At 74.7% G+C, this 22,326-nt stretch carries 22 protein-coding genes and 1 pseudogene; 12 read left to right on the top strand and 11 right to left on the bottom strand.

The window, feature by feature from the left end:
- Positions 1-44 precede the first annotated feature (44 nt).
- A complete protein-coding gene (locus tag ACFVXH_RS13640) occupies positions 45-821 on the top strand; it encodes a bifunctional 2-polyprenyl-6-hydroxyphenol methylase/3-demethylubiquinol 3-O-methyltransferase UbiG (RefSeq protein WP_117491536.1) in 777 nt (258 codons plus the stop codon).
- A 178-nt stretch (positions 822-999) separates the two neighbouring features.
- Here the strand turns inward: ACFVXH_RS13640 and ACFVXH_RS13635 are convergent, their stop codons facing one another.
- Together ACFVXH_RS13635 and ACFVXH_RS13630 are read right to left on the bottom strand one after the other, a co-directional pair.
- On the bottom strand, positions 1,000-2,502 hold the full coding sequence (locus tag ACFVXH_RS13635; protein ID WP_387823014.1) for a carotenoid oxygenase family protein: 1,503 nt from the start codon (positions 2,500-2,502) through the stop codon (positions 1,000-1,002).
- Positions 2,503-2,543: 41 nt separating this feature from the next.
- Complete coding sequence (locus ACFVXH_RS13630; RefSeq protein WP_074002408.1) at positions 2,544-3,152, bottom strand: TetR/AcrR family transcriptional regulator; 609 nt, start codon at positions 3,150-3,152, stop codon at positions 2,544-2,546.
- 151 nt (positions 3,153-3,303) lie between these two features.
- Here ACFVXH_RS13630 and ACFVXH_RS13625 point away from each other — a divergent pair, with 151 nt between their 5' ends.
- From ACFVXH_RS13625 to ACFVXH_RS13580, 10 genes are all read left to right on the top strand, one after another.
- Positions 3,304-4,101, top strand: coding sequence for a hypothetical protein (locus tag ACFVXH_RS13625; RefSeq protein ID WP_387823011.1), 798 nt, complete (start codon positions 3,304-3,306; stop codon positions 4,099-4,101).
- A gap of 323 nt (positions 4,102-4,424) precedes the next feature.
- Positions 4,425-4,754 (top strand): hypothetical protein, encoded by a 330-nt coding sequence (locus ACFVXH_RS13620; protein ID WP_074002406.1) that lies wholly within the window; start codon positions 4,425-4,427, stop codon positions 4,752-4,754.
- 32 nt (positions 4,755-4,786) lie between these two features.
- A complete protein-coding gene (locus ACFVXH_RS13615) occupies positions 4,787-5,476 on the top strand; it encodes an alpha/beta hydrolase (RefSeq protein WP_049654234.1) in 690 nt (229 codons plus the stop codon).
- Positions 5,477-5,807: 331 nt separating this feature from the next.
- Entirely contained in the window at positions 5,808-7,058 is a 1,251-nt protein-coding gene (locus ACFVXH_RS13610) for a serine hydrolase domain-containing protein (protein ID WP_387823007.1), read from the top strand.
- 68 nt (positions 7,059-7,126) lie between these two features.
- A complete protein-coding gene (locus tag ACFVXH_RS13605) occupies positions 7,127-8,056 on the top strand; it encodes an aminoglycoside phosphotransferase family protein (protein WP_387823004.1) in 930 nt (309 codons plus the stop codon).
- 142 nt (positions 8,057-8,198) lie between these two features.
- Positions 8,199-8,555, top strand: coding sequence for a DUF6204 family protein (locus tag ACFVXH_RS13600; RefSeq protein ID WP_049654238.1), 357 nt, complete (start codon positions 8,199-8,201; stop codon positions 8,553-8,555).
- Positions 8,556-8,634: 79 nt separating this feature from the next.
- Positions 8,635-9,174: a MarR family winged helix-turn-helix transcriptional regulator gene (locus ACFVXH_RS13595; protein WP_387823001.1), complete on the top strand. Its 540-nt coding sequence runs from the start codon at positions 8,635-8,637 to the stop codon at positions 9,172-9,174.
- 168 nt (positions 9,175-9,342) lie between these two features.
- On the top strand, positions 9,343-10,029 hold the full coding sequence (locus ACFVXH_RS13590) for a class I SAM-dependent methyltransferase (RefSeq protein WP_387822998.1): 687 nt from the start codon (positions 9,343-9,345) through the stop codon (positions 10,027-10,029).
- Positions 10,026-10,373 (top strand): sulfurtransferase TusA family protein, encoded by a 348-nt coding sequence (locus ACFVXH_RS13585; protein WP_387822995.1) that lies wholly within the window; start codon positions 10,026-10,028, stop codon positions 10,371-10,373. The genes ACFVXH_RS13590 and ACFVXH_RS13585 overlap by 4 nt, the downstream gene beginning before the upstream one ends.
- Positions 10,374-10,546: 173 nt before the next feature.
- Positions 10,547-10,996, top strand: a complete 450-nt coding sequence (locus tag ACFVXH_RS13580) for a hypothetical protein (RefSeq protein ID WP_049654244.1) — start codon at positions 10,547-10,549, stop codon at positions 10,994-10,996.
- A gap of 63 nt (positions 10,997-11,059) precedes the next feature.
- Here ACFVXH_RS13580 and ACFVXH_RS13575 read toward each other — a convergent pair whose 3' ends face one another.
- The 5 genes from ACFVXH_RS13575 to def all read right to left on the bottom strand — a co-directional run bounded on the left by ACFVXH_RS13575 (position 11,060) and on the right by def (position 15,826).
- Complete coding sequence (locus ACFVXH_RS13575; protein ID WP_387823566.1) at positions 11,060-12,001, bottom strand: MerR family transcriptional regulator; 942 nt, start codon at positions 11,999-12,001, stop codon at positions 11,060-11,062.
- A 66-nt stretch (positions 12,002-12,067) separates the two neighbouring features.
- A complete protein-coding gene (locus tag ACFVXH_RS13570; RefSeq protein WP_158077698.1) occupies positions 12,068-12,223 on the bottom strand; it encodes a hypothetical protein in 156 nt (51 codons plus the stop codon).
- Positions 12,224-12,654: 431 nt separating this feature from the next.
- On the bottom strand, positions 12,655-14,088 hold the full coding sequence (locus tag ACFVXH_RS13565) for an RsmB/NOP family class I SAM-dependent RNA methyltransferase (protein ID WP_387822991.1): 1,434 nt from the start codon (positions 14,086-14,088) through the stop codon (positions 12,655-12,657).
- Positions 14,089-14,223: 135 nt separating this feature from the next.
- The gene (gene fmt / locus ACFVXH_RS13560) at positions 14,224-15,162 is read right to left on the bottom strand and encodes a methionyl-tRNA formyltransferase (RefSeq protein WP_387822988.1); all 939 of its coding nucleotides are present in this window, start codon (positions 15,160-15,162) and stop codon (positions 14,224-14,226) included.
- Between the two features lie 118 nt (positions 15,163-15,280).
- Complete coding sequence (def, locus tag ACFVXH_RS13555) at positions 15,281-15,826, bottom strand: peptide deformylase (protein WP_074002396.1); 546 nt, start codon at positions 15,824-15,826, stop codon at positions 15,281-15,283.
- Between the two features lie 322 nt (positions 15,827-16,148).
- On the opposite strand from def, the pseudogene ACFVXH_RS13550 reads away from it, so the two are divergent.
- Positions 16,149-16,616: pseudogene (locus tag ACFVXH_RS13550) on the top strand (hypothetical protein); the annotation flags it as partial.
- Between the two features lie 415 nt (positions 16,617-17,031).
- Here ACFVXH_RS13550 and ACFVXH_RS13545 read toward each other — a convergent pair.
- The 4 genes from ACFVXH_RS13545 to rpoZ form a co-directional block, all read right to left on the bottom strand.
- Positions 17,032-19,116, bottom strand: coding sequence for a primosomal protein N' (locus tag ACFVXH_RS13545; RefSeq protein ID WP_380778437.1), 2,085 nt, complete (start codon positions 19,114-19,116; stop codon positions 17,032-17,034).
- Between the two features lie 140 nt (positions 19,117-19,256).
- Positions 19,257-20,480 (bottom strand): methionine adenosyltransferase, encoded by a 1,224-nt coding sequence (metK, locus tag ACFVXH_RS13540; protein WP_049651366.1) that lies wholly within the window; start codon positions 20,478-20,480, stop codon positions 19,257-19,259.
- Between the two features lie 152 nt (positions 20,481-20,632).
- The gene (gene coaBC / locus ACFVXH_RS13535) at positions 20,633-21,862 is read right to left on the bottom strand and encodes a bifunctional phosphopantothenoylcysteine decarboxylase/phosphopantothenate--cysteine ligase CoaBC (RefSeq protein WP_049651365.1); all 1,230 of its coding nucleotides are present in this window, start codon (positions 21,860-21,862) and stop codon (positions 20,633-20,635) included.
- A gap of 188 nt (positions 21,863-22,050) precedes the next feature.
- The gene (gene rpoZ, locus ACFVXH_RS13530) at positions 22,051-22,317 is read right to left on the bottom strand and encodes a DNA-directed RNA polymerase subunit omega (RefSeq protein ID WP_030056185.1); all 267 of its coding nucleotides are present in this window, start codon (positions 22,315-22,317) and stop codon (positions 22,051-22,053) included.
- Positions 22,318-22,326 lie beyond the last annotated feature (9 nt).

Here is a 22,326-nt window from a genome sequence, read left to right as displayed (position 1 = left end):
AAATCGATTGCCCGCCCCTGGGCCGCTGACTAGCGTTGCCCGGCATGACCACGCCATCCACCACCCCCGACTGGCGCACCGCCAACCGCGCGAACTGGGACGAGCGCGTCCCCGTCCACGCCGCCGGCCCCTTCTACGACCTGCCCGGCTTCGTCGCGGGCCGTGACACCCTCCAGGACTACGAGCCCGCCGAGGTCGGCGACGTCACCGGCCGCACCCTGCTCCACCTCCAGTGCCACCTCGGGCTCGACACCCTCTCCTGGGCCCGCCGCGGCGCCGTCGTCACCGGGCTCGACTTCTCCGCCCCGGCCGTCGCGGCCGCCACCGACCTCGCCGCCCGGATCGGCGCCGCCGACGCCCGCTTCGTCACCTCCGACGTCTACGCCGCCGCCGAGGCGCTCGACGGCCGGACGTACGACATCGTCTACACCGGCTTCGGCGCGCTCTGCTGGCTCCCCGACCTCACCCGCTGGGCCCGGACGGTCGCCTCGCTCATCACCCCCGGCGGCTTCCTCTACCTCGCCGAGTACCACCCGGTGGCCGACGTCCTCGCCGACGACGGGCGCGGCTTCGCGGAGGACTACTTCGAGCGCACCCCGATCGTCGTCGACTACCCCGGCACCTACGCCGACCCGGACGCCCGGCTCGACTCCACCGTCACCGTCCAGTGGCAGCACGGCCTCGGCGAGGTCGTCACCGCCCTGGCCGAAGCGGGCCTGCGCCTGGACTTCCTCCACGAGCACGCCCACGCCCACTTCCGCGTCCCCGCCGGCGCCCCCGCCCCGCAGACCTACTCCCTCCGCGCCACCCGGCCCCGATGACCCCGCCGGGGCGGCTCCGCCCCGGCTCCCAGCGCCTCCCCCTCGCCGCCCTCTCCACCCTCTCCACCCGCACCGCCCTCGCCGCCGTCGAGACCCCCGTCCCCTACGCCGACGCCCTCCCCCGCGGTGCCGCCGGGCGCGATCCCGCCCGTGCTCACGGCGGGCACATTTTTGCCCCTCAGCTCCAGCCCGTGTCCCCGCCCCTGCCCGCGGTCCGATCCCCGCCCGGCACCCTGTCCCCGCCCGGCACCCAGTTGCCGTGCAGGCCCAGGGGCACCCGCACCGGCAGGTGGATGCGGGCCAGGGGCTCGCCGGTGAAGTCCTGGGCGGCGAGGACCACCAGGTCCGCCGCTCCCCGCTCCGGGTCGTGGACGTACGCCATCAGGTACCCGTCGTCCTCCGCCGTCGGCGACTCGGCGGCGACGAACACCGCCTCGCCCACCGCCCCGTCGCGCCCGAACTCGTGGGCCTCGACGGTCCCCCGGCTCAGGTCGTGCTTGAGCAGGGCGTTGCTGAAGCCCTCGTCCGGGCGGTCGTCCCCGGGGCCGGTCGGCGGCGCGTAGAGCTCGACGGCGGCCGCGTAGCCGTAGCGGTAGGGGCGGCCGGTGTGCCGCGGGTTGAGGCGCGGGAACTCCTGCACCCGGTCGTCCAGCCGCTCTTCCCGGACCGTCCCCGCCGCCAGGTCGACCGTCCAGCGGTCGAGCGTGGGCCGGCTCGCGCCGATGTTCCGCAGGTCCATGCCCGGCGGGTGCCGCACGACGTCGACCACCAGCTCGTCCGCCGTCCGCTCGTACGCGTTGAGGGTGTGCCCGACCAGGTGCGGCGCGAGCTCGAACCACCGCACCGCGCCGCCCTCGCGCGGCATCACCCCGACCCGGGCGGCGCGCCGCTCGTCCCAGGTGAAGGGCACCCCGGTGGCCAGGTGCGCCGGGCTGAACACCACCTGGGTGTCGTACAGCAGCACGAACCGCTCGGTGAGCGCGAAGTCGTGCATGTACGGGTTCCCGGGCACCTCGATCAGCGTGCTGCGCCGGACGGTGCCGGCCGCGTCCATCACGATGTGCTGCACCTGCTCGGAGCCGTACAGGAAGGCCAGCGAGTGCAGTTCCCCGGTGTGCGGGTCGACGACCGAGTGGGCGTTGGCGCTGTACCCCTCCGGCGTGGCGCCCAGCCCGCACGGCCCCACCGTGTCCAGCTCGTAGGTGAGTTCGTACGGGCGGATGCCGCCTTCGAGCAGCGCGTAGGTGCGCCCGGCGAGGCCCGCGACCTGCACGTTGGGGGAGATGTCCATCCGCTCGTCGACGGGCGTGCCGCGCCGGGGCTCACCGAGCCGGTCGGCGACCGCGCCGGAGCGGACCCAGCGGTTGCGGTACCACTCGGCGCGCCCGTCCCGGATCCGCACGCCGTGCACCATGCCCGCGCCGAGGGTCCACAGGTGTGCGCCCGGGTCTTCGATGCCCAGCGGGTTGGGGCCGTTGCGCAGGTAGCGGCCGTCGAGGTGGGCGGGGATCCGGCCGGTGACGGGCAGGTCGTAGGCCGTGACCTCCTCGGCCACCGGGGCGAAGTTCCCGGAGACGTAGCGGCTGCGCCTCGTACCGTTGTTGCTGTTGCTGTTGCTGATCGCGCTGTTGCCGTTGCTCTTGCCGATCGTGCTGTTGCGGATCGGGTCGCCTGGGCTCATCGTCTCGGCCTCTCGTCAGGTGATGGGGTGTCCGGACTCGTTCACGAACCGGCGCCGAACGCCCGCCCCAGTGCGGCCATCAGCGCCTCGTAGCGCGCCCCGGCCTCGGCCGACGCGAAGTGGCCGGCGAGCTCCAGGCTCACCGCACCGTGGGTGGCCGCCCAGAAGAGGTTGGAGACCTCCAGGGCGTCGCCGGGCCGGAAGACCCCGGCCGCCATGCAGGCCTCGACGGCGGCCACCGAGGCGCCGAACGCGCCGTCGGCCAGGGCCAACGCCTCGGCGCTGGGCCGGAATCCGGGCACCGGCTGCTCGAACATCACGCGGTAGTAGGCGGGTTCGGCAACCGCCCGCTCCCGGTAGGCGCGGCCGAGCTCGGTCAGGTACTCCAACGGGTCGCTCCCGCGCGGGACTTGCTCCTGCGCCCGGCGCAGTCGTGCGAAGCCCTCCCGGTACAGCGCGTCGAGCAGCCCCTCCTTCCCGCCGAACATCGTGTACAGCACCTTGGTCGAGGAGCCGATCTCGGCGGCGATCCGGCGCACGGTCAGCGCGGCGGGGCCTTCGGCGACGAGGAGGGAGATGGCGCGGTCGAGGATCACGGCGCGTACGGCATCCTGGCCGACCCGCTGCGCGTCCTGGTAAGGCGTGCTCATGGGTAACAACGTAACTGATGAGAAACAGTGTTACCAGCCTTTGCGGGCAAGGGATTTCACCACCCACCCGGCCCGACCGCCCGGCCGCCCCGACCGGCTGTCCGACCACCCTGACTAGACTGGCGCGCTCCACAGCCGAGGGGAGTCAGCGATGAGTGGTGCCACCCGCTGCGACGAGGTCGCGGCCGAGGCGGGCCTGGGCGAACGGCGGCGGCTGTACCGGACGAGCCGCCGGATCGGCGACGGCGTGGGCAAGTGGGGCCTGGGACTGCCCGGCATCCTCGTCTTCGCCGCCTCCGGCTGGACCTGGTGGGGCGCCGTCCTCGCGGTCGCCGCCGTGGCAGCGGCCGCCGTGGCCTACCAGAAGGTCCCGCCGCGCTCCGGGCTGGTCGCCGTGGCGCGCTACCAGGGCGGCCTCGTCCTCCACCACGCCGGCGGCGACTTCCGCGCCCTCCCCTGGGACGCCATCGAGAGCTACGAGTACATACCCTCCCGGATGGAGTTCCGCGGCAACCTGAGCGTCGAGCACTTCGGCCGCGTCCTCATCCTCGCGCGCGGCCGCGAAACCCCCTTCGTGGTCTCGAAACTGGCGGGCCGCTACGAACCGGGGCTGGCCGAGGCCATCCGCGCGGGCCTGCTGCCGCGCTACACCGCGCCGCTGCACGAGCGGTTCGAGGAGGAGGGACACGTCCTGTTCGGGACGGTGCTCGCCGTGCTGCCCGCGGGACTCCTCCTCGACCCCGACGACGACCACCCCACGGCCCCGCTGCCGTGGAGCGACCTCCAGGACATCAGCGCCGAGGACACGCGCGAGCTGCGGATCACGGAGCGCACCGGACCGGGCCGGGGCGGACGGGTCGTCACCCGCGTGCTCACCGACGCGGACGTCGTCGCGGCGTTCGTCCGGGAGACCCGGGCGAAGCTCCTGGCGGAGCAGCGCCCGGAGTGACCGCCCCCTGTGACCGCCCCGCCCGACCGGGCCGCACGACCGGCCCTGACCGCACCCCTAGCTGCGGCCAGCCGACTCGACGACTGTCCGCCAGGGCGCGCCAACCCCGCGCTACGGCCGGATAGTTGACATGCGTCGGGCATCCGCCGGCGCACCGGCGGCACCGGGTCCGCACGTCGTGCTGCGCCGACCGGGTCAACCTCGGCGCCGGACTGTACGCGCACGCCCGGTCGGCTCGTTCTGCTGTACATGCCTCCCCTGATCCCGACGCCCTCACCGCTGCCCGTCCGCGGCACCGCGCGGACCGCCGCACGGAGGTCCCCGTGGCCGTGATCGGCCGTGCGGCGGCCACCGTGGTCGCGCTGGGCATCCTGCTGATCCCGACGGCCGTCACGGCGGGCACCGACCTGCCGCCCGAGCCCGGTGCGGGCTGGTGGGAGGTGTCGGCCAACGCCGCCAACGTCCGGGTCGACCACTTCGGCGAGGAGACCGTCATCGGACTCGCCCGTTCGGGTGACCGGGTCGAGGTCGTGGACACCTGGACCTCACCGCTCGGCGCCCGCTGGGCGAAGGTCATGGTGGAGCGCACCCGGGTCTCCGGCTGGGTCCTGTGGTCCCTGCTCGCGCACCGCGACCCCTCCTCGGAACCGTAGAATCCGCCTGTACACATCAGGAGGGAATTCGCGTGTTCCGAGCGCAGCGTCCGCGCACCGCAGAGCTGACCCCACGACGGGGCGAGGAGCCGGTCACCGGCGTCGCCCTGCTGCTGCCGGGCGGGTTCCTCCGCAGTCGGCGCGCACCGATGCGGGTCGCCGAGCTGGGCCTGCGGGACCTGGCCACCGAGCTCACCGACCGCGGCCGGCCGCACGGCCTCGCGGTGCACCTGCTGCGCTACCGCCACGGCGGCTGGAACGACGCGGACGCCGACACCGCCGTCGACACCCGCTGGGCGCTCGACGAGCTGGCCCGGCTCTACCCGGGCGCACCCGTCGTGCTGATCGGCAACTCGCTGGGCGGGCGCGCCGCCTTCTGGTGCGCCGGGCACCCCTCGGTGGTCGGCGTGGCCGGGATCGCGCCGTGGCTGCCCAGCGGCGACCCGGTCGACCAGCTGGCCGGGCGGCGGGTGCTGATCGTCCACGGCACCGGGGACCACAGCTCGGCCAGCGCCACCCAGTCCCTGGAGTACGCGCTGCGCGCCCGGCGGGTCGTCCCGGACCTCGCGCGGTACGAGGCCCCGGGCGCCAACCACCTGCTGCTCCGCGAGTCCCGCGACATCAGCGCGCTGACCACCGCCTTCACCCTCGGCGTCCTGGGCGCCGAGCCCGCTCCGCTGGTGGCGGGGGCGGTCTGCACCCGGCTGCCGGCGCGGGTGTAGCCGGCGCTCCCCCAACCGCTGTCGCGTCCCGCCTCCCGTGTGGTCCGCGTCCGCACCCCGGGCCTCCCCTGCCGATCGGCAGGGGAGGCCCGGTCGCTTTCCCGCCGGATTCCTGCCGAACGGCACATGCGCGAAGCGGCTTCCGGCAATCACTCTTGGGGGCATCGCGACGGTGGCCACCCGGGCCACTGTGGAAGGGAGTCCCCACCGTGTTCCGTGCCCGCGCTCTCCGCCTTCGCACCGGTCGTGTGCAACTGAATGACCGTCAGCCGCGTGTTCTCCAGGGCGGATCGCTCCGCCCCACAGCCGTCCCACCCGCTTCGGAGGGCACATGGCCGTCAGCAAACCCGCCACCCTCGCGCGGGGCCTCGCCGCCCTGCTCCTCGCGGCGGCGTCCGCATCCACCGCACCCGCCTTCGCCGCCACGCCTGCTCCGGCCGCCCTCGGTCCGGCTGTCCTCGATCCGGCTGCCCTCGATCCGGCTGCCCTCGACGCCGCGATCGCCGCCCGGCCGGGCGACCCGGTGGCGGGCGCGGTCGCCCGGGTGACGGCCGACGGCCTGGTCTGGCGCGGCAGCGCCGACGATCCGGTGAGCGGGCGGCCGGTGGCGCCGGACGCGGCGTTCCGGATCGGCAGCATCAACAAGACCTTCGTCGCCGCGGTGCTGCTCCAACTCGCCGCCGAGCAGCGGATCTCCCTGGACGGAACCGTCCAGCAGTACCTGCCCGGCACGCTGCCCGCGAGCTTCACGCTGCCGATCACCGTCCGTCAACTCCTCGACCACACCAGCGGACTTCCGCAGGCCGTCGAGGGCCCGGAACTCGAGGGCACCGAGCTGGAGAAGCGCGACGGCCTGATCGCCAACCGCTTCGCGATCGAGACGCTCGACCTGGTCGTCCAGCGGACGCTCCGGCCCCACCCGGAGCGCGGCCTGCCCGAGGCCGGCCCGGCCTTCGATCCGGGCAGCGAGCAGGAGTACAACAACTTCAACTACCGGGTGGCGGGCCGGATCATCGAGCAGGTGACGGGGCACACGATCAGGGAGGAGGTGACGGCCCGCATCCTGAAGCCGCTCGGCCTGCGGCACACCGAGGTGACGGAGGGCAGGCCCGCGATGCCCGAGCCCCACCTGGCCGGCTACGTCCCCGACAGCGCCGACACCCCGACGGACGTCTCCGAGCAGGGCGGCAACCCGGAGTCGATGGTGTCCACCCCGGCCGACCTGGACAGGTTCCTGCGCGCCCTGCTCGACGGCGAACTCCTGCCTCCGCAGCAGCTGCACGACCTGCTCACCCTGCCGCGCGACGCCTCCGGCCGGCTGGTGCCCGTACGCGGAGCGGGCGAGTGCCTGTTCGGTCCGGACAAGGGTCGGGCCTGCTACAGCGCCGGACTGATGGCCGTCCCGCTGCGGGACGGCACGGTGCTCTGGGGCAAGACCGGGCACGACCTCGGGTACTCCGACGGCTTCTTCACCACCCCGGACCTGCGCAGGCGGCTGGTCTACTCCGTCGGCGCCGGGAGCGGCACCCCGGCACCGGCGCTCCGCCTCGCCGCCACGACCTTCGGCCCCTTCGCCCCCTGAGCCCGACCGGACCGGACCGGACCGGCAAGCCACACCAGCGCCCTCCCCCCACCGTCGAAAGGAAGCAGATGATCAGCATCCCCGGCGGGCTCGCCCGCACCACCATTGACCGTGAGGGAGCCCCCGGCGCGGCCTGGATCGCCGAACTCCCCGGCCTCGCCGCCGAGCTGCTGGAACGCTGGGGCTGCGTGCCGGACGGCGCCGCCACCCACGGCGGGGTCGGCCTGATCCTCCCGGTCCGGCAGGCGGCCGAGCGCGTGGCCGTACTGAAGGTCTCGTTCCCCCACCCGGGCAACGTCCACGAGCCGGACGCCTTCGCGGTGTGGGCGGGCCGGGGCGCCGTCCGGCTCTACGAACGGGACGACGAGCGCTTCGCGATGCTGCTCGAACGGGCGAGCCCGGCCACGCTCGCGGAGGCCCGGGACGGCGACGAGGTGCCGACGGTCGCCGGGCGGCTCAGCCGGCGGCTCGCCGTCCCGGCGCCCCCGGGCCTGCCCCGGCTGAGCGAGCAGGCCGCGGAATGGGAGGCCGCCCTGCGCGCCGACGCGGCCTCCCTCTCCCACCCCCTGCCGGCCCGCACGGTCGGCGCCGCCCTCGCCACCGTCCGCGAACTCGCCCGCACCCAGCCGGACGTGCTCGTCCACGGGGACCTCCACCCCCGCAACATCCTGCGGGCGGAGCGCGAACCCTGGCTGGCCGTGGACCCCAAGGGCTACGTGGGAGACCGCGCCTACGACGGCGGCACCCTGCTCAAGGTCCATGCCCTGACGCTGCTCGACGCGCAGGACCGGCAGCGCGCACTCCTCCGCGCGCTCGACGTCTTCGCCGAGGCCGCCGAGCTGGACCGCGAACGCCTCCGCCGCTGGACCCAACTCCACGCCGTCCAGGCCGCCTTCCACGGTCGGCGGCACGGCTTCCGGCTCGCCCGAGGAGGCCCCGGGCTCGACCGGCTCACCCGGTACGCGGACGAGCTCGCCGAAGTACTCACCCCCGCCTGACCGGCGCCCACCACCACCGGCAACCACCCGACGACCGCCTACGGGCGCCCAAGGAGGCCCGCGACCACCGACCGTCACCGAGAAGCGCCCGGCCCAGGAATCACGTTGGCGGTCGGCGGCCCGCACTGCCTATGGTCGGGGGATGACCACTCGAACCTTCCGCATCATGGTGCGCGGCGTCTTCGACGGCCTCACCGCCGACCAGCGTGCCGAACTGCTCGCCGCCGCCCCCGAGCACGACGTGCTGCGCGCCGCCTTCACCCGCGAGGGCCACCTCAGCTACGACGTCTCCGCCCGGGCCGCCTTCACCTTCCGCTTCCTCGACGAGGGCGAGGCCGAGGAGGACATCCTGGAGGCCACCGAGCGGGCCGAGCAGTCGGCGCGGGACTGGCTCACCGAACGCGGCTACGGCTACAAGAACCTCCGCTCCCAGGCCGAGGACCTCTCCCAGGCCCCGCTCGGCAAGCGTCAGCGCCGCGCCGCCAACACCGCACACTGACCCACCCCTCCCCTCCCCCCTCCGCCACCTCCTTGACGGCTCGCCCTAGCGCTATACTTGAGCAGTCAAGGAGGTGGCAATGACAGAGCGTCCAGACCATCAGCGTTCAGACCAGCAGCAGCCGGACCAGGTGGACCGGGCCGCGACCGGGCCGGCCGCAACGAGCCCGAGCCCCGATCCCCTGGACACCGCCCTGCGGCTGGTCCGCGCCCAGACCGCCGTGGTCAAGCGCTTCGACGCGGGCCTCAGCCGCCTGCACGGCGTCAGCCTGGCCGACTTCACCATGCTGCTCCACCTCTCCCAGGCCCCCGGCGGCCGGATGCGCCGGGTCGACCTCGCCGAGGCCCTCGGGCTCACCGCCTCCGGCGTGACCCGCGGCCTCGCACCGCTGGAGCGGATCGGCCTGGTCGCCCGCGAGGCCGCCGCCCGCGACGCCCGGGTCACCTACGCCGCCCTCACCCCGACCGGCCGCGAGCGGCTCGCCGAGATGCTGTACACCGCCCGCAAGGTCGCCGCCGAGCACTTCGCGGCGGAGCAGTGGAGCGCCGAGGACCTCGGCCGGCTGTCCACCCTGCTCACCCGCCTCGGCGGCACCGCCCCCGGCCGGCACCTCGGCTGATCCGCCCGCCTCACCGCCCCCGCGCACGCCCTTCCGCACCCCGCCACACCCTCCACCCGAGCCCACGTCCTAGGCTGGCCCCGCACCATGGGGCACCTCCCGTGCCATCCGCAACAACCGGCACTACCCGCACCACCCGCACCACCCCACCCCGCGAAGGGCCGCACCATGACCGACACCCCCGACACCGGGCCCGGCCCGGAGCGCGCCCTCGCGGACGCCCAACGCGCGCACTGGCAGCAGACCTACACCGCCAACCCGGGGATGTACGGCGAGCGGCCCTCCGCCCCCGCCGAGTACGCCGCCGGAGTGTTCGCCGCCGCCGGGGCCCCGGAGGTGCTGGAACTCGGCGCCGGTCACGGACGCGACGCACTGCACTTCGCCCGGGCGGGTTTCCGCGTCCTGGCCGCCGACTTCAGCCCGACCGGCCTGGAGCAGTTGCGCGCCACCGCGGCGGACCAGGGCCTGGCCGACCGGCTCTCGGTCCTCGCCCACGACGTCCGCGACCCGCTGCCCCTCCCCGACGCCTCCGTCGACGCGGTCTTCGCCCACATGCTGCTCTGCATGGCGCTCTCCACCGGAGAGATCGAGGCGCTCGTCGCCGAGGTTCGCCGGGTCCTGCGCCCGGGCGGCACCCTCGTCCACACCGTCCGCCACACCGGCGACGCCCACTACGGCGCCGGCACCGGCCACGGAGACGACATCTGGGAGCACGGCGGCTTCGCCGTCCACTTCTTCCCCCGCGAGCTGGTGGACAGGCTCGCCGAAGGCTGGCACCTGACCGACGTCCACCCCTTCGAGGAGGGCGAACTGCCCCGCCGCCTCTGGCGCATCACCCAGGAGAAGCCCCGATGACCGCCCCCGACGCCACCGCAGGGACCCCCGAAACCGCCGCCCCCGACGCCCCGAACGCCCCCGACCTCACCATCGACGGCACCGGCCTGCTCTGCGTCCAGCTCCTGCTCCGGCTGCGCGCCCGGATCGCGCACCTCCCCGCCGGCGCGGTGGTCCACATCCACACCACCGACCCCGCCGCCCCGCTCGACCTCCCCGCCTGGTGCCACCTGACCGGCCACGAGTACCTCGGCCAGGTCCCGTACGAGGCCACCGACCGCGAGGTGTACGCGCTGCGCCTCACCTCCGCCCCGGTCCAGACGCGCCCCGACCGCCCCTGGCACCCGGCCCCCGTCACCGACTGACCGGCTGACCGACCCGCCCCGCAGGGCGCACCCGGAGCGGGCCACGGCTGCCGCACGCTCCAGGAAGCCTGGCAACGGGCCCGAGGACGGCTCGCGGCCGAGGCCCCCGCAGCGACCGGTGTGCCACCATGATGAGGTACGAACGATCCAGCGCCACAGGGAGGTTGACCGCCGTGGACCCGATCATCAGCTGCCGCTGGCAGGACCCGAGCGGCGAGTGGGCCCTGACCGTCGGCCACAACGGCGACGCCTGGGAACTGCTCGCCTCGGCCCCCTCCTCGTCGGAGTCGATCCCCTTCGCGAACCCGGACGAGGTCCGCCGGCTCGCCCAGGCCCTGCTGGACCTGCCCGCCGAACCCGAGCCGTACGAGTTCGAGTGGCAGCTCTCCCGCAGCGGGCCGGCCCCCGCCCCGGGCGGGCCGCAGCCCCACTTCGCGACCTTCGCCGTCGGCCTCGACCCCACCGACGACCACCGCCCGTACCTCGCCTACCAGTCCTACTACGACCTGGGCCGGGCCACCGGACTCGGCCTGGAGGTGATCTGCGAGGACCCGCCGGTCGACCACCTCCGCGCCCAGGCCCACGCCTTCCTCACCACCTTCTCCGGCCCCACCCGCCGGTAGCCGTACAGACCCACGGCCCCACCGCCCCGCCTCCTTGCCACCCCACCGCCGAGCAGCCCCGACTCACGCCACCGCGCGCACCGCCCAGTCCACCTCGGCCGCCCAACTCTCCGGCGCGGCCCAACCGTTGACCACCGCCAGCAGCTCCAGGTACCGCTCCCGCCGCGGATCGGCCATCGCCCCCAGCCGCTCCGCCAACCGGTCGCGCACCGCCCCGGCTTCCCCCGGCACCGCCCCCGCGCAGCACCGCCCGTACCGCTCCACCAGCACCGCGACGACCGCCGCCGCCTCCGCCGACCCGGGCTCCACCCCGGCCGCGACCGCCGGCCCGGCCAACTCCCGCACCGCCACCGCCAGTCCGGGCCTCGGCAGCCCCGTTCCGGCCGCCTCTGCGGCCTCCGCCTCGGCGAGCCCGCGCAGCAGCGCCCGGAACCCGGCGTCCCCCGCCAGCTGCGCCAACTCCACCCAGGCCTCGACCTGTTCGACCGACGGCTCCTCCGGCAGCTCCGGCGTCAACGAGCGCGCCACCGCGGCGAACCGCCCGCCGCCCCCGACCCCGCCGTCTTCGATCCCGCCGAACACCCCCGTCAGGAACTCCCCGATCAGGCGTCCCCGTTCATCCTCCGTGAGCCGGGCCAACCGGTGCACGAGCGTCAACTCCTCAGGTGTGGAACCCATCCTGGCCACCGCCCCGAGCACCGCCCGCCGCAGCCGCAGCACCCGGATCTGGAGGTCGATCGCCTCCGCCTGCGCGGCGGCGACGTCGGCCGGCGTCAGTTCACGCTCCACCACCCGCCGGATCGCGGGTAGTCCGAGCCCGAGTTCCCGCAGGGCAAGGACCAGTTCGAGGCGCGCGACGGCCTCGGGGCCGTACCGCCGGTGGCCGGCCGGGTTGCGGTCGGCCGGCGACACGATCCCCTGGTCCGAGTAGAAGCGGACGGTCTTGACCGTCAGCCCCGTGCGCCGGGCCAGCTCGCCGATCGTCCAGAGCGCGTCGCCGTTCATGGCCACCACCCTGCTACCTCCCCCTACGGGAGATGCAAGCCGCCCACGGCCGCGGCCGCCCCCGTCTCACCCACGGGGCCCGCGCCGACGCCCCTCCTCCCGCCCGGAGCGCCGCGGTGTCCGCCAGGCGGCGAACAGGATGCCCGCCGCGCCGATGACCGCCTGGAGCGCCCCCGTACCGGCCAGCAGGCAGATCAGGGTGCACACCGCCAGGATCGACATCAGGGCGATCAGATCGAGCGCGCGGCCGTCCGTCCCGGCACCACCGTCACCCCGCGAACCGGCAGGCTCCCCCGTCGAACGTCGAATCTCCGATGACACTGCCGCCTCCCACGGCCGGGGAGGGCAGCGCCGCGGATCCGACTCCACACAACGAAACAGCCGCATCGCGCCGCATGTCTTGTGGGGTTGCTTCCCCGGCTTCCGCCGCTCGACGCGACGAAGCCTGCCCCCAAAGATCATGCAGCCGAGCGGCTACACAGCAGCCATGGAAGCCGACATCCGACGCCGCGTCAACCCCGCCCGGACAGGCGGCGGTTCACCTGCCGGAGCCGACCGGCCAGCCTCCCCGCCGAAGCGACGACCCCCGCCGAGGTGACGACCCCGGCCGGGGAAGCGACCCCGACCGGGGAGGCGGCATCGGCACCCCGCCGTCAGGCGGTACGCCGCAGCAGCGCCAGGTACATCGCGTCCGTCCCGTGCAGGTGCGGCCACAGCTGCACGTCCGGCCCGTCGCCGAGCGCCGGGACGCCGGGCAGCAGCGGGCGCGCGTCGATCCACTCGACCCGGCCGCCCTCGGCCCGCAGCACGTCGTCCACGACCGCCCGGGTCTCCGCGAGGTGCGGCGAGCAGGTCGCGTAGCCGACCACGCCGCCGACCCGGGTGGCCTCGATGGCCGAACGCAGCAGGTCCCGCTGGAGCGGGCCGAAGGCCGCGATGTCCGCCGGCCGACGCCGCCAGCGCGCCTCCGGGCGGCGGCGCAGCGCGCCGAGGCCGGAGCACGGCACGTCGACCAGCACCCGGTCGAAGCCTTCGGACCGCCAGGCCGGGCGCGTCCCGTCGGCCGCGATCACGGTGTACGGGCCGGGGTTGCCCGCCAGCGCCCGTGCCACCAACCGGGCCCGGTGCGGCTGCTTCTCGCTCGCGACCAGCGCCGCGCCCCGCTCCGCGGCCAGCGCGCCGAGCAGCGCGGCCTTGCCGCCGGGGCCCGCGCAGCCGTCCAGCCAGAGCCCGTCCGGCCCGTCCAGCGGCGCCGCGGCCAGTGCCAGCGCGACCAGCTGGCTGCCCTCGTCCTGCACGCCCGCCCGGTTCTCCTGGACCGCCGCGACCGCGCCCGGGTCGCCGCCCTCGGCGAGCCGCAGGGCGAACGGGGACCAGCGGCCCGGTTCGGCCTCGGGCAGCGCGTCGGCCAGCTCGTCGACGGTGGCCCGGCCGGGTCGGGCGACCAGGGTGACCTCGGGCCGCTCGTTGTCGGCCCGCAGCAGCTCCTCCATCGCGGCGCGCCCGGAGGCGTCCGGCTGCCAGCGGCCGAGCGAGTCCCAGAGCGCGGAGACCACCCAGCGCGGGTGCGAGTGCACGACCGCCAGGTGGTCCTCGGCGTCCTTGTCGTACGGCGGGGCGACCTTCTCGATCCAGGCGTCCAGGTCGTGGGCGCTGATCCGGCGCAGCACGGCGTTGACGAACTTGGCCTTGCCGTCGCCGAGCACCACCCGGGCCAGCTCGACGGTCGCCGAGACGGCCGCGTGGCTGGGGATGCGGGTGGTGAGCAGCTGGTGGGCGCCGAGCGAGAGCACGTCCAGCACCGGCGGGTCGACCTTGCCGAGCGGCCGGTCGATGCAGGCGGCGATGACCGCGTCGTAGGTGCCCTGCAGGCGCAGGGTGCCGTAGACCAGCTCGGTGGCGAGGGCGGCGTCGCGCCGGTCCATGCCCTTCTGCTCGGCCTCGCGGAGCAGCGAGGGCAGGATCAGGTTGGCGTACGCGTCGCGCTCGTCGACGGCACGCAGCGCGCGGAACGCGACGATCCGGGCCGGGTCCTTCTTCGGGCGGCGGTGCGGGCGGGGGGCGCGCTTGGCGCTGGGGGTGGTCACAGGTGCCTCAAGGTGCTGCGGTGGTTATCAACGAACGGTGGTTAGCAACGAACTCGGACGACAACGCAATCAGACGACAACGAAGTCGAACGAACACGGACGATCTCAAACGAACAGTAGCGCCAAACCGGAGCGTCAGCCCCCGAAGCGCTCCCCCGCCTCCAGGCGCGCGCCCCGGGCCCAGTCGGCGGCCCGCATCTCCTTCTTCCCCTGCGGACGCACCTCCCCGAGCTCGATGTCGTGGCTGCCGGTCCCGACCCGGACGCTGTTCTTGCCCGCCATCGCGACCTCTCCCGGCGCCAGCCCGGTGGAGTCCGGCAGCAGCCTGACCGGCCCGGTGACCTTCAGCCGCTCGCCCCGGAACTCCGTCCAGGCCCCCGGCGCCGGCGCGCAGCCGCGCACCACCCGGTCGATCCGCAGCGCGGGGTGGCTCCAGTCGATCCGCGCGTCCTCGACGCTGATCTTCGGCGCGAGCGTGACGCCCTCGGCGGGCTGCGGAACGGCGTGCAGGGAGCCGTCCTCGATGCCGTCCATGGTGGCCGCGAGCAGCCGCGCACCGGAGAGGGAGAGCCGGGTGAGCAGCTCGCCGCTGGTGTCGGTCGGGCGGATCTCCTCGGTGATCACGCCGTAGACCGGGCCGGAGTCCAGGCCCTGCTCGATCAGGAAGGTGGACGCGCCGGTGACCTCGTCGCCGGCCAGCACCGCGTGCTGGACCGGGGCCGCGCCACGCCAGGCGGGCAGCAGCGAGAAGTGCAGGTTGACCCAGCCGTGCTTGGGGATCTCCAGGGTGCCGGGGCGCAGCAGCGCGCCGTAGGCGACCACCGGGCAGCAGTCGGGGGCGAGTTCGGTGAGCCGGGCGACGAAGTCCGGGTCGCTGGGCTTCGCCGGCTTGAGGACCTCGATCCCGGCCTCCTCGGCGCGCTGGGCGACGGGGCTGGCGACCAGCTTGCGCCCGCGCCCGGCCGGGGCGTCGGGGCGGGTGACCACGGCGACGACCTCGTGCCGGTCCGAGGCGAGCAGGGCGTCCAGGGCGGGAACGGCGACCTCGGGGGTGCCGGCGAAGACGAGACGCATCAAGTGCCTTTCTGCAAACGGAAGTTCAAGAAACCAACGAAGACCGACAACGACCGGGGAAGACCACCGGGGCCACCAGGACCGCCGGCAGCGACGGAACCGAAGGAACCGGCCGGACTCAGCGGGCGGAACCGAAGGTGCTGTGCGGCGAGACCTTGACCACCGGGGCCGGCCCGGCGCCCCAGTCCGCCTCCCGGATCGCCTTCAGCGCGGCCTTGCGCTGCTCGCGGTCCAACCGGTCGATGAAGATGATGCCGTCCAGGTGGTCGGTCTCGTGCTGGATGCACCGGGCGAGCAACTGCGTGCCCTCCACCGTCACCGGATCGCCGTACATGTTGAAGCCCTTGGCCACCACGCCGTACGCGCGCGTGGTGTCGTAGCGCAGGCCCGGCAGCGACAGGCAGCCCTCGGGGCCGTCCTGCTCCTCCTCGCTCAGCGACAGGTCCGGGTTGATCAGGTGCCCGGTGACGCCGTCCACGTGGTACGTGAACACCCGCAGCGAGACGCCGAGTTGCGGCGCGGCGAGGCCGGCGCCGGGGGCGTCCAGCATGGTGTCGGTGAGGTCGCCGACCAGCTTGCGCAGTTCCTTGTCGAAGGTGGTCACCGGCTGGGCGGTGGACCGCAGGACGGGGTCTCCGAAGAGACGGATCGGCTGGATCGCCACGGGGTACGGGCTCCTGTCCGTAGGGGCGCGGGCTGCGGTCGGCGGCTGGTTCACCCGCCAGTCTATGCAACCCGCGCGGCCGCCCGCCGAGGGCTTCCCCGGAGCCCTGACCGGCACCGGACCGGCACCGCCTCAGGGCCCGGACCGGCGCCGGATCAGCACCGGATCGCCGCCGGATCGCCGCCCGGCACGCCCCGACTGTGCCGAGCCGCGTTACCCCGGCCCCCGCTTCGGCGTTGGTCAAGAGAGATTGACCGGGGCCGGGCACACGGGACACCGCGTCCCGGCCGAGCTGAACCGTACGGAAGGTGGCACGTAGGCCATGGCCGAGCAGATCAACCACGACGCCCGGGCGCGGGCGAGCCTGCACCTGCTGGTGCGGGACATCGAGCGGGTGAGGCGGCAGGTCGACGCGCTGCGGACGCTCACCGCTCAACTGGGCAACGTCTACCGTCCGCGCCGACCGAGCACCTCGGCCGGCTTCGTGGTGTACGGGCGGGCGCCGGCGCCGACCGTGCGCCTGGCACAGGAGCTGCGGGAGAGCGTGGAGACCCTGGTGGCGGCGGCGGTCGAGTTCGACCGGGCGCTGGGGTTCTCCTGGGACTCGGTGGGCTCCGCCCTCGGGGTCACCAAGCAGGCGGTGCACCGGCGCTACGGGATGCGCCGGCCGACCAGCGAACTCCTCGCCGCGAGCGGCGCCGTCCCGGGCCAGGCCCGTCCGGACCGCTCCGAGGAGCTGCCCACGGGCACCGAGCGCACCGGACTGGCCACGACCGTCCCGGCGGCCCGCCAGGGCGGCCTGGACGGTCGCGCCCTGGAGCGCGCCACGATCGACCGCACCGGCATCGACCGCACGCCGATGGACCGCACCACGATCGACCGCACGCCCATCGACCGAACCGGCATCGACCGCGCCGGCATCGACCGGGGCGCGCTGGACCGCCCCGGCATCGACCGCAGCACGATCGACCGCACCCCCGTCGACCGCACCACGACCGACCGCAGCACCCCCGTCGACCGCCCCCAGGCGGACCGACCCGGCATCCCGCTGCGCGGCTGACCGAGCCACGCACCCGGGCCGTCCGGGGCGGGGTGGCCCACTCACCCCGCCCCGCCGGGCCGCCGGTCCCCAAGCCCCCGAACGCGACGCACCCACCCGCGAGCCCCCGAAGCCCCCGACCCCCGCCCCTCAGCCGATGTCCGTCTCAGCCGATGTCCGTCGGATCCACCCGCACCCGCACCGGCTCCGCCGTCCGCAGCGCGATCCGCGCGATCTGCGCCGCCTTGAGCGCCGCCGCCAGCGCGGCCCCCTGCCCGGGCGGCACCCGCAGCAGCGCCCGCTCCTGCTCCTCCCCCCGCAGCGCCGGCGAGGGCACCGGCCCGAGCACGTCCGCCTCCTCCGGCAGCCGGATCAGGTTCAGCAGGTCCGCGACCGCCGAGGGGCTGCCGCTCACCGAGGCCATCCTGGACACCGGCGGGAAGTGCAGCTGCGCCCGTTCGTCCCGCTCCAGCCCGGCGTGCCCCAGCGGATCCCACCGGACCAGTGCCTGCACCGGACGGGCCGAGGGCTCGGCGACCACGACCACCGTCCCGCCCTCCGTCGAGGGCCGCGCCAGCGCGGCCGCCGTGAGCCAGAGCCGCAGCGTCTCCTCCCCCGCCCGCAGGTCCGGCCGGCCCAGCAGCGCCCAGCCGTCCAGCAGCAGTACGGCCCCGTACCCGCCGCCGCCCTCGACCACCGGTTCCGCGCCGGGCGTGGAGATCACCAGGGAGGGTTCGTCCGGCACGGTGGCCAGCACCGCCTCCCGGCCCGAGGTCCGCACCGGGATGCGCGGGAACGCCTTGCCCAGCTCCTCCGCCGTCCGCCGGGCCCCGACCACCTGGGCCCGCAGCCGGAAGGACCCGCACTCGGGGCAGTGCCAGTCGTTCTCCGGCTCCCCGCACCAGGCGCAGCACAGCGTGGCGTCCGCCGAGGGCGCCTCCAGCGGCCCCTCGCAGCGCCGGCAACGGGCGGGGGTCCGGCAGCGCCCGCAGGCCAGCCGGGGCACGTAGCCGCGCCGGGGCACCTGGATGAGCACCGGGTGCCCGGCGGCCAGCGACTCCCGGGCGGCCTCCCAGGCCACCGAGGGCAGCCGGGCGGCCTGGGCGGCGGCGTCCCGGTGCTGGTCCTGGTCGGTGACGGTCCGCACCCGGGGCGCGGCCTGCCGCACCGTCTCGCGGTCCGCGACCAGCGGGCGCGCCCAGCCGGTGCTGACCAGCTGCGCGCCCTCCACCGTCACCGCGTGCCCGCCGAGCAGCACCGCGGCGCCCTCATCGGCGGCCCGCAGCAGCGCCACCTCGCGCACGTGCGGGTGCGGGGCGCGCGGGTCGCTGTGGCTGCCGTCGCCGTCCGACCAGACGACGACCAGCCCGAGGTCCCGGACCGGCGCGAACATGGTGGCCCTGGTCCCGATCACGGCGCGCACCGAGCCCCGGCTCACCGCGAGCCAGCGCTTGTACCGCTCGCGCGGGCCGAGGTCGGCCTCCAGCGCCACGTGCGCCCCGGGGCCGAGCAGTTCGGTCAGCGCCTGGTCGACCCGGGCCACCGAGCGCCCCTCCGGGAGCACGACCAGCGCCCCGCGCCCGCCGGCCAGGGTCGCGGCCACGGCGCGCGCGATCTCGTACGGCCAGCCGGGCCCGGGCAGCGCCGCCCAGACCGCGCGAGGCGAGCCGCCGGCGGTGAGCGAGGCGAGGAAGTCGGGCCCGGCGGGGTAGCGCTGCCAGCCGCCGGGGGCCGGGGCGGCCGGGCGCGGCAGCGGCGGCGGCGAGGGTTCGGCCTCGGCCTTGGCGTGCCGGGGCGGGACGGCCAGCTGGAGCACGTCGGCCAGTGTCCCGGCGTACCGGTCGGCGACGGTCCGGCACAGCCGCAGCAGCTGCGGGGTGAGCACCGGCTCGGGCGAGAGCACCTGGGCCAGCGGGGCGAGCGGGCCGGCGAAGTCGCTCTTCTCCAGCCGGGCGACGATGAACCCGTCGTGCAGTTCCCCGCCCTCGCGCTGGCCCTTCACCACCCGCGCCCCGAACCGCACCCGCACCCGCACCCCGGGCTGGGCCTCCTCGGCCATGGCGGCCGGCACCGCGTAGTCGAAGAACTTGTCGATGGTGAGCACGCCCTTGTCCACCACGACCCGGGCCACCGGCAGGTGCTCGGCCCGCTTGGCCCCGTGCCAGGTGCGCGGCTTGGCCCGCTTGACCGTCTCCCGGATGAACGCCAGCTGCTCCGGCTCGGCGGCCCCGTTCTCCCCTGTGCTGCTCATCGCCACCAAGTACTACCAGGTCACACCGACAATGCACGAAGCGGCGCCCACCCCCGAACGGGGACGGGCGCCGCTTCCGGGCGCTACGGGCCGAGCGTCAGAACGCTACGGGCCGACGCTCGGGCGCCGGGCTCAGGACGTCAGTCCTGGACGGCGGCCTTCAGCTGCTCCACGCGGTCGGTGCGCTCCCAGGTGAAGTCCGGCAGCTCACGGCCGAAGTGGCCGTACGCGGCGGTCTGGGAGTAGATCGGGCGCAGCAGGTCCAGGTCGCGGATGATCGCGGCCGGACGGAGGTCGAAGACCTCGGAGACGGCCTTCTGGATCGCCAGGACCGGCACCGACTCGGTGCCGAAGGTCTCCACGAACAGGCCGACCGGCTCGGCCTTGCCGATCGCGTACGCGACCTGCACCTCGGCGCGGCGGGCGAGGCCGGCGGCGACGATGTTCTTCGCCACCCAGCGCATCGCGTACGCGGCCGAGCGGTCCACCTTGGACGGGTCCTTGCCGGAGAAGGCGCCGCCGCCGTGGCGGGCCATGCCGCCGTAGGTGTCGATGATGATCTTGCGGCCGGTGAGGCCGGCGTCGCCCATCGGGCCGCCGATCTCGAAGCGGCCGGTCGGGTTGACCAGCAGGCGGTAGCCCTCGGTGGTCAGCTTGATGCCCTGCTCGGCCAGCGCCTTCAGCTCCGGCTCGACGACGAACTCGCGGATGTCCGGGGTGAGCAGCGACTCCAGGTCGATGTCACTGGCGTGCTGGGTGGAGACGACCACGGTGTCGAGGCGGACGGCCTTGTCGCCGTCGTACTCGATGGTGACCTGGGTCTTGCCGTCGGGGCGCAGGTAGGGGATGGTCCCGTTCTTGCGCACCTCGGTCAGGCGGCGGGAGAGGCGGTGCGCCAGGGTGATCGGCAGCGGCATGAGCTCGGGCGTCTCGTCGGACGCGTAGCCGAACATCAGGCCCTGGTCACCGGCGCCCTGCTTGTCCAGGTCGTCAGCGCCGTCCCCCTGGGTGGAACCCTCGACCCGTGCCTCGTACGCGGTGTCGACGCCCTGCGCGATGTCGGGCGACTGGGCACCGATGGACACCGACACGCCGCAGGAGGCGCCGTCGAAGCCCTTCTTGGAGCTGTCGTAGCCGATCTCCAGGATCTTGTCCCGGACGAGCTGGGCGATCGGCGCGTACGCCTTGGTGGTCACCTCGCCGGCCACGTGCACCTGGCCGGTGGTGATGAGCGTCTCCACGGCGACCCGGGACGTCGGGTCCTCCCGCAGGAGAGCGTCAAGGATGGTGTCGCTGATCTGGTCAGCGATCTTGTCGGGGTGTCCCTCGGTCACGGACTCCGAGGTGAACAGGCGGCGAGACACAGCGCTCCCTGGGGTTGCAGCGGCTGCTGACTGAAGTTCCCCGGCTCGTACCGGGGAACTCCGGAAAGACTTGATTCCTGGAGTCTAACGGTCTGGTTCCGCCGAACGTCACCCGCTTCAGGATTTCTCGACCGCCGCGCGAGCGAATCCGATCAGTTGCCGCCTGTTTCCAGCCGCTTTGCGACCAGGTCCCAGACCACGTCCGCGAGCGCCTCCTTCGGGCCCACCGGAACGGCCGTCTCGCTGCCGTCCGAGCCCAGCACCACGGCCTCGTTGACGTCCGTGCCGAAGGCCTTGCCGTTGCCCACCTCGTTCACGACCAGCAGGTCACAGCCCTTGCGCGCGAGCTTGGCGCGGCCGTTGGCGAGCACGTCGTCCGTCTCCGCCGCGAAACCCACCACGAGTTGGCCCGAACGGGCCCGGTGGGCCGAGAGCTCGGCCAGGATGTCCGGATTGCGGACCAGCGCGACCGCGGCCGGTTCGACCCCCTCGACCTTCTTGATCTTGCCGGTGGCGTACTCGGCGGGCCGGAAGTCCGCCACCGCCGCGGCCATCACCACGGCGTCCGCGTCCTTGACCGCCTCCAGCGCCGCCTCGCGCAGCTCCAGCGCGGTCGAGACGTGCACCACGTCCACCCCGGCCGGGTCCGGCAGCTCGGCGTTGGCCGAGAGCAGCGTCACCCGGGCCCCGCGCGCCGCGGCCGTCACGGCGAGCGCGTAGCCCTGCTTGCCGGAGGAGCGGTTGCCCAGGTAGCGCACCGGGTCCAGCGGCTCCCGGGTGCCGCCGGCCGAGACCACCACGTGCCGGCCGGCCAGGTCGGTCGGCACCGGCCCGCCGCGGCGCAGCACGGCCTTGCACGCCTCGAAGATCGCGGAGGGCTCGGGCAGCCGGCCCTTGCCGGTGTCCTTGCCGGTCAGCCGCCCGACGGCCGGCTCCAGCACGATCACGCCCCGGCGGCGCAGCGTGGCGACGTTGTCCCGGGTGGCCGGGTGCTCCCACATCTCGGTGTGCATGGCGGGCGCCAGCACCACCGGGCAGCGGGCGGTGAGCAGGGTGTTGGTCAGCAGGTCGTCGGCGAGGCCGTGGGCGGCCTTGGCGATCAGGTCGGCGGTGGCCGGGGCGACCACGACCAGGTCGGCCTGCTGCCCGATCCGCACGTGCGGCACCTCGTGCACGCGCTCCCAGGTCTCGGTGGCGGCCGGGCGGCCGGACAGCGCGGCCCAGGTGGCCTCGCCGACGAAGTGCAGCGCGGCCGCGGTCGGCACCACGGTGACCTGGTGGCCGGACTCGGTGAAGCGGCGCAGCAGCTCGCACGCCTTGTACGCGGCGATCCCGCCGCTCACGCCGAGGACCACGCGGGGGGCGTCCGCACTCAGAGTCATCTACCGGCCTTTCTCCGCATCGGGCTCCGCATCGGGAACGCGCCCACCCTACGGCCCCCCGGCCCCGCCCCGCACAGCGCCCCGGCCCGACCCCGTACGGCGCTCCGCACCGCGCTCCGGCGCCGGGAACGCCGGAGGGCCCGGCGGAAACGATTCCGCCGGGCCCTCCCGGAAATTCAGCGACCGCCTCAGGCAGCCTCGACCGCCTCGGCGGTCAGCATGCCCGCGTTGATCTCGCGCAGCGCGATCGACAGCGGCTTCTCGTGCACGTGGGTGTCGACCAGCGGGCCGACGTACTCCAGCAGGCCCTCGCCGAGCTGGGAGTAGTAAGCGTTGATCTGGCGCGCGCGCTTGGCGGCGTAGATCACGAGGCTGTACTTGGAGTCGGTGGCCTCGAGCAGCTCGTCGATCGGCGGGTTGATGATGCCCTCGGGCGCGGTCATGGAAGAGGACACGCTAAAACC

The sequence above is a fragment of the Kitasatospora sp. NPDC058184 genome (assembly GCF_042883725.1).
GTDB lineage: Bacteria > Actinomycetota > Actinomycetes > Streptomycetales > Streptomycetaceae > Kitasatospora.
This window is presented reverse-complemented; position numbering and strand designations above follow the sequence as displayed.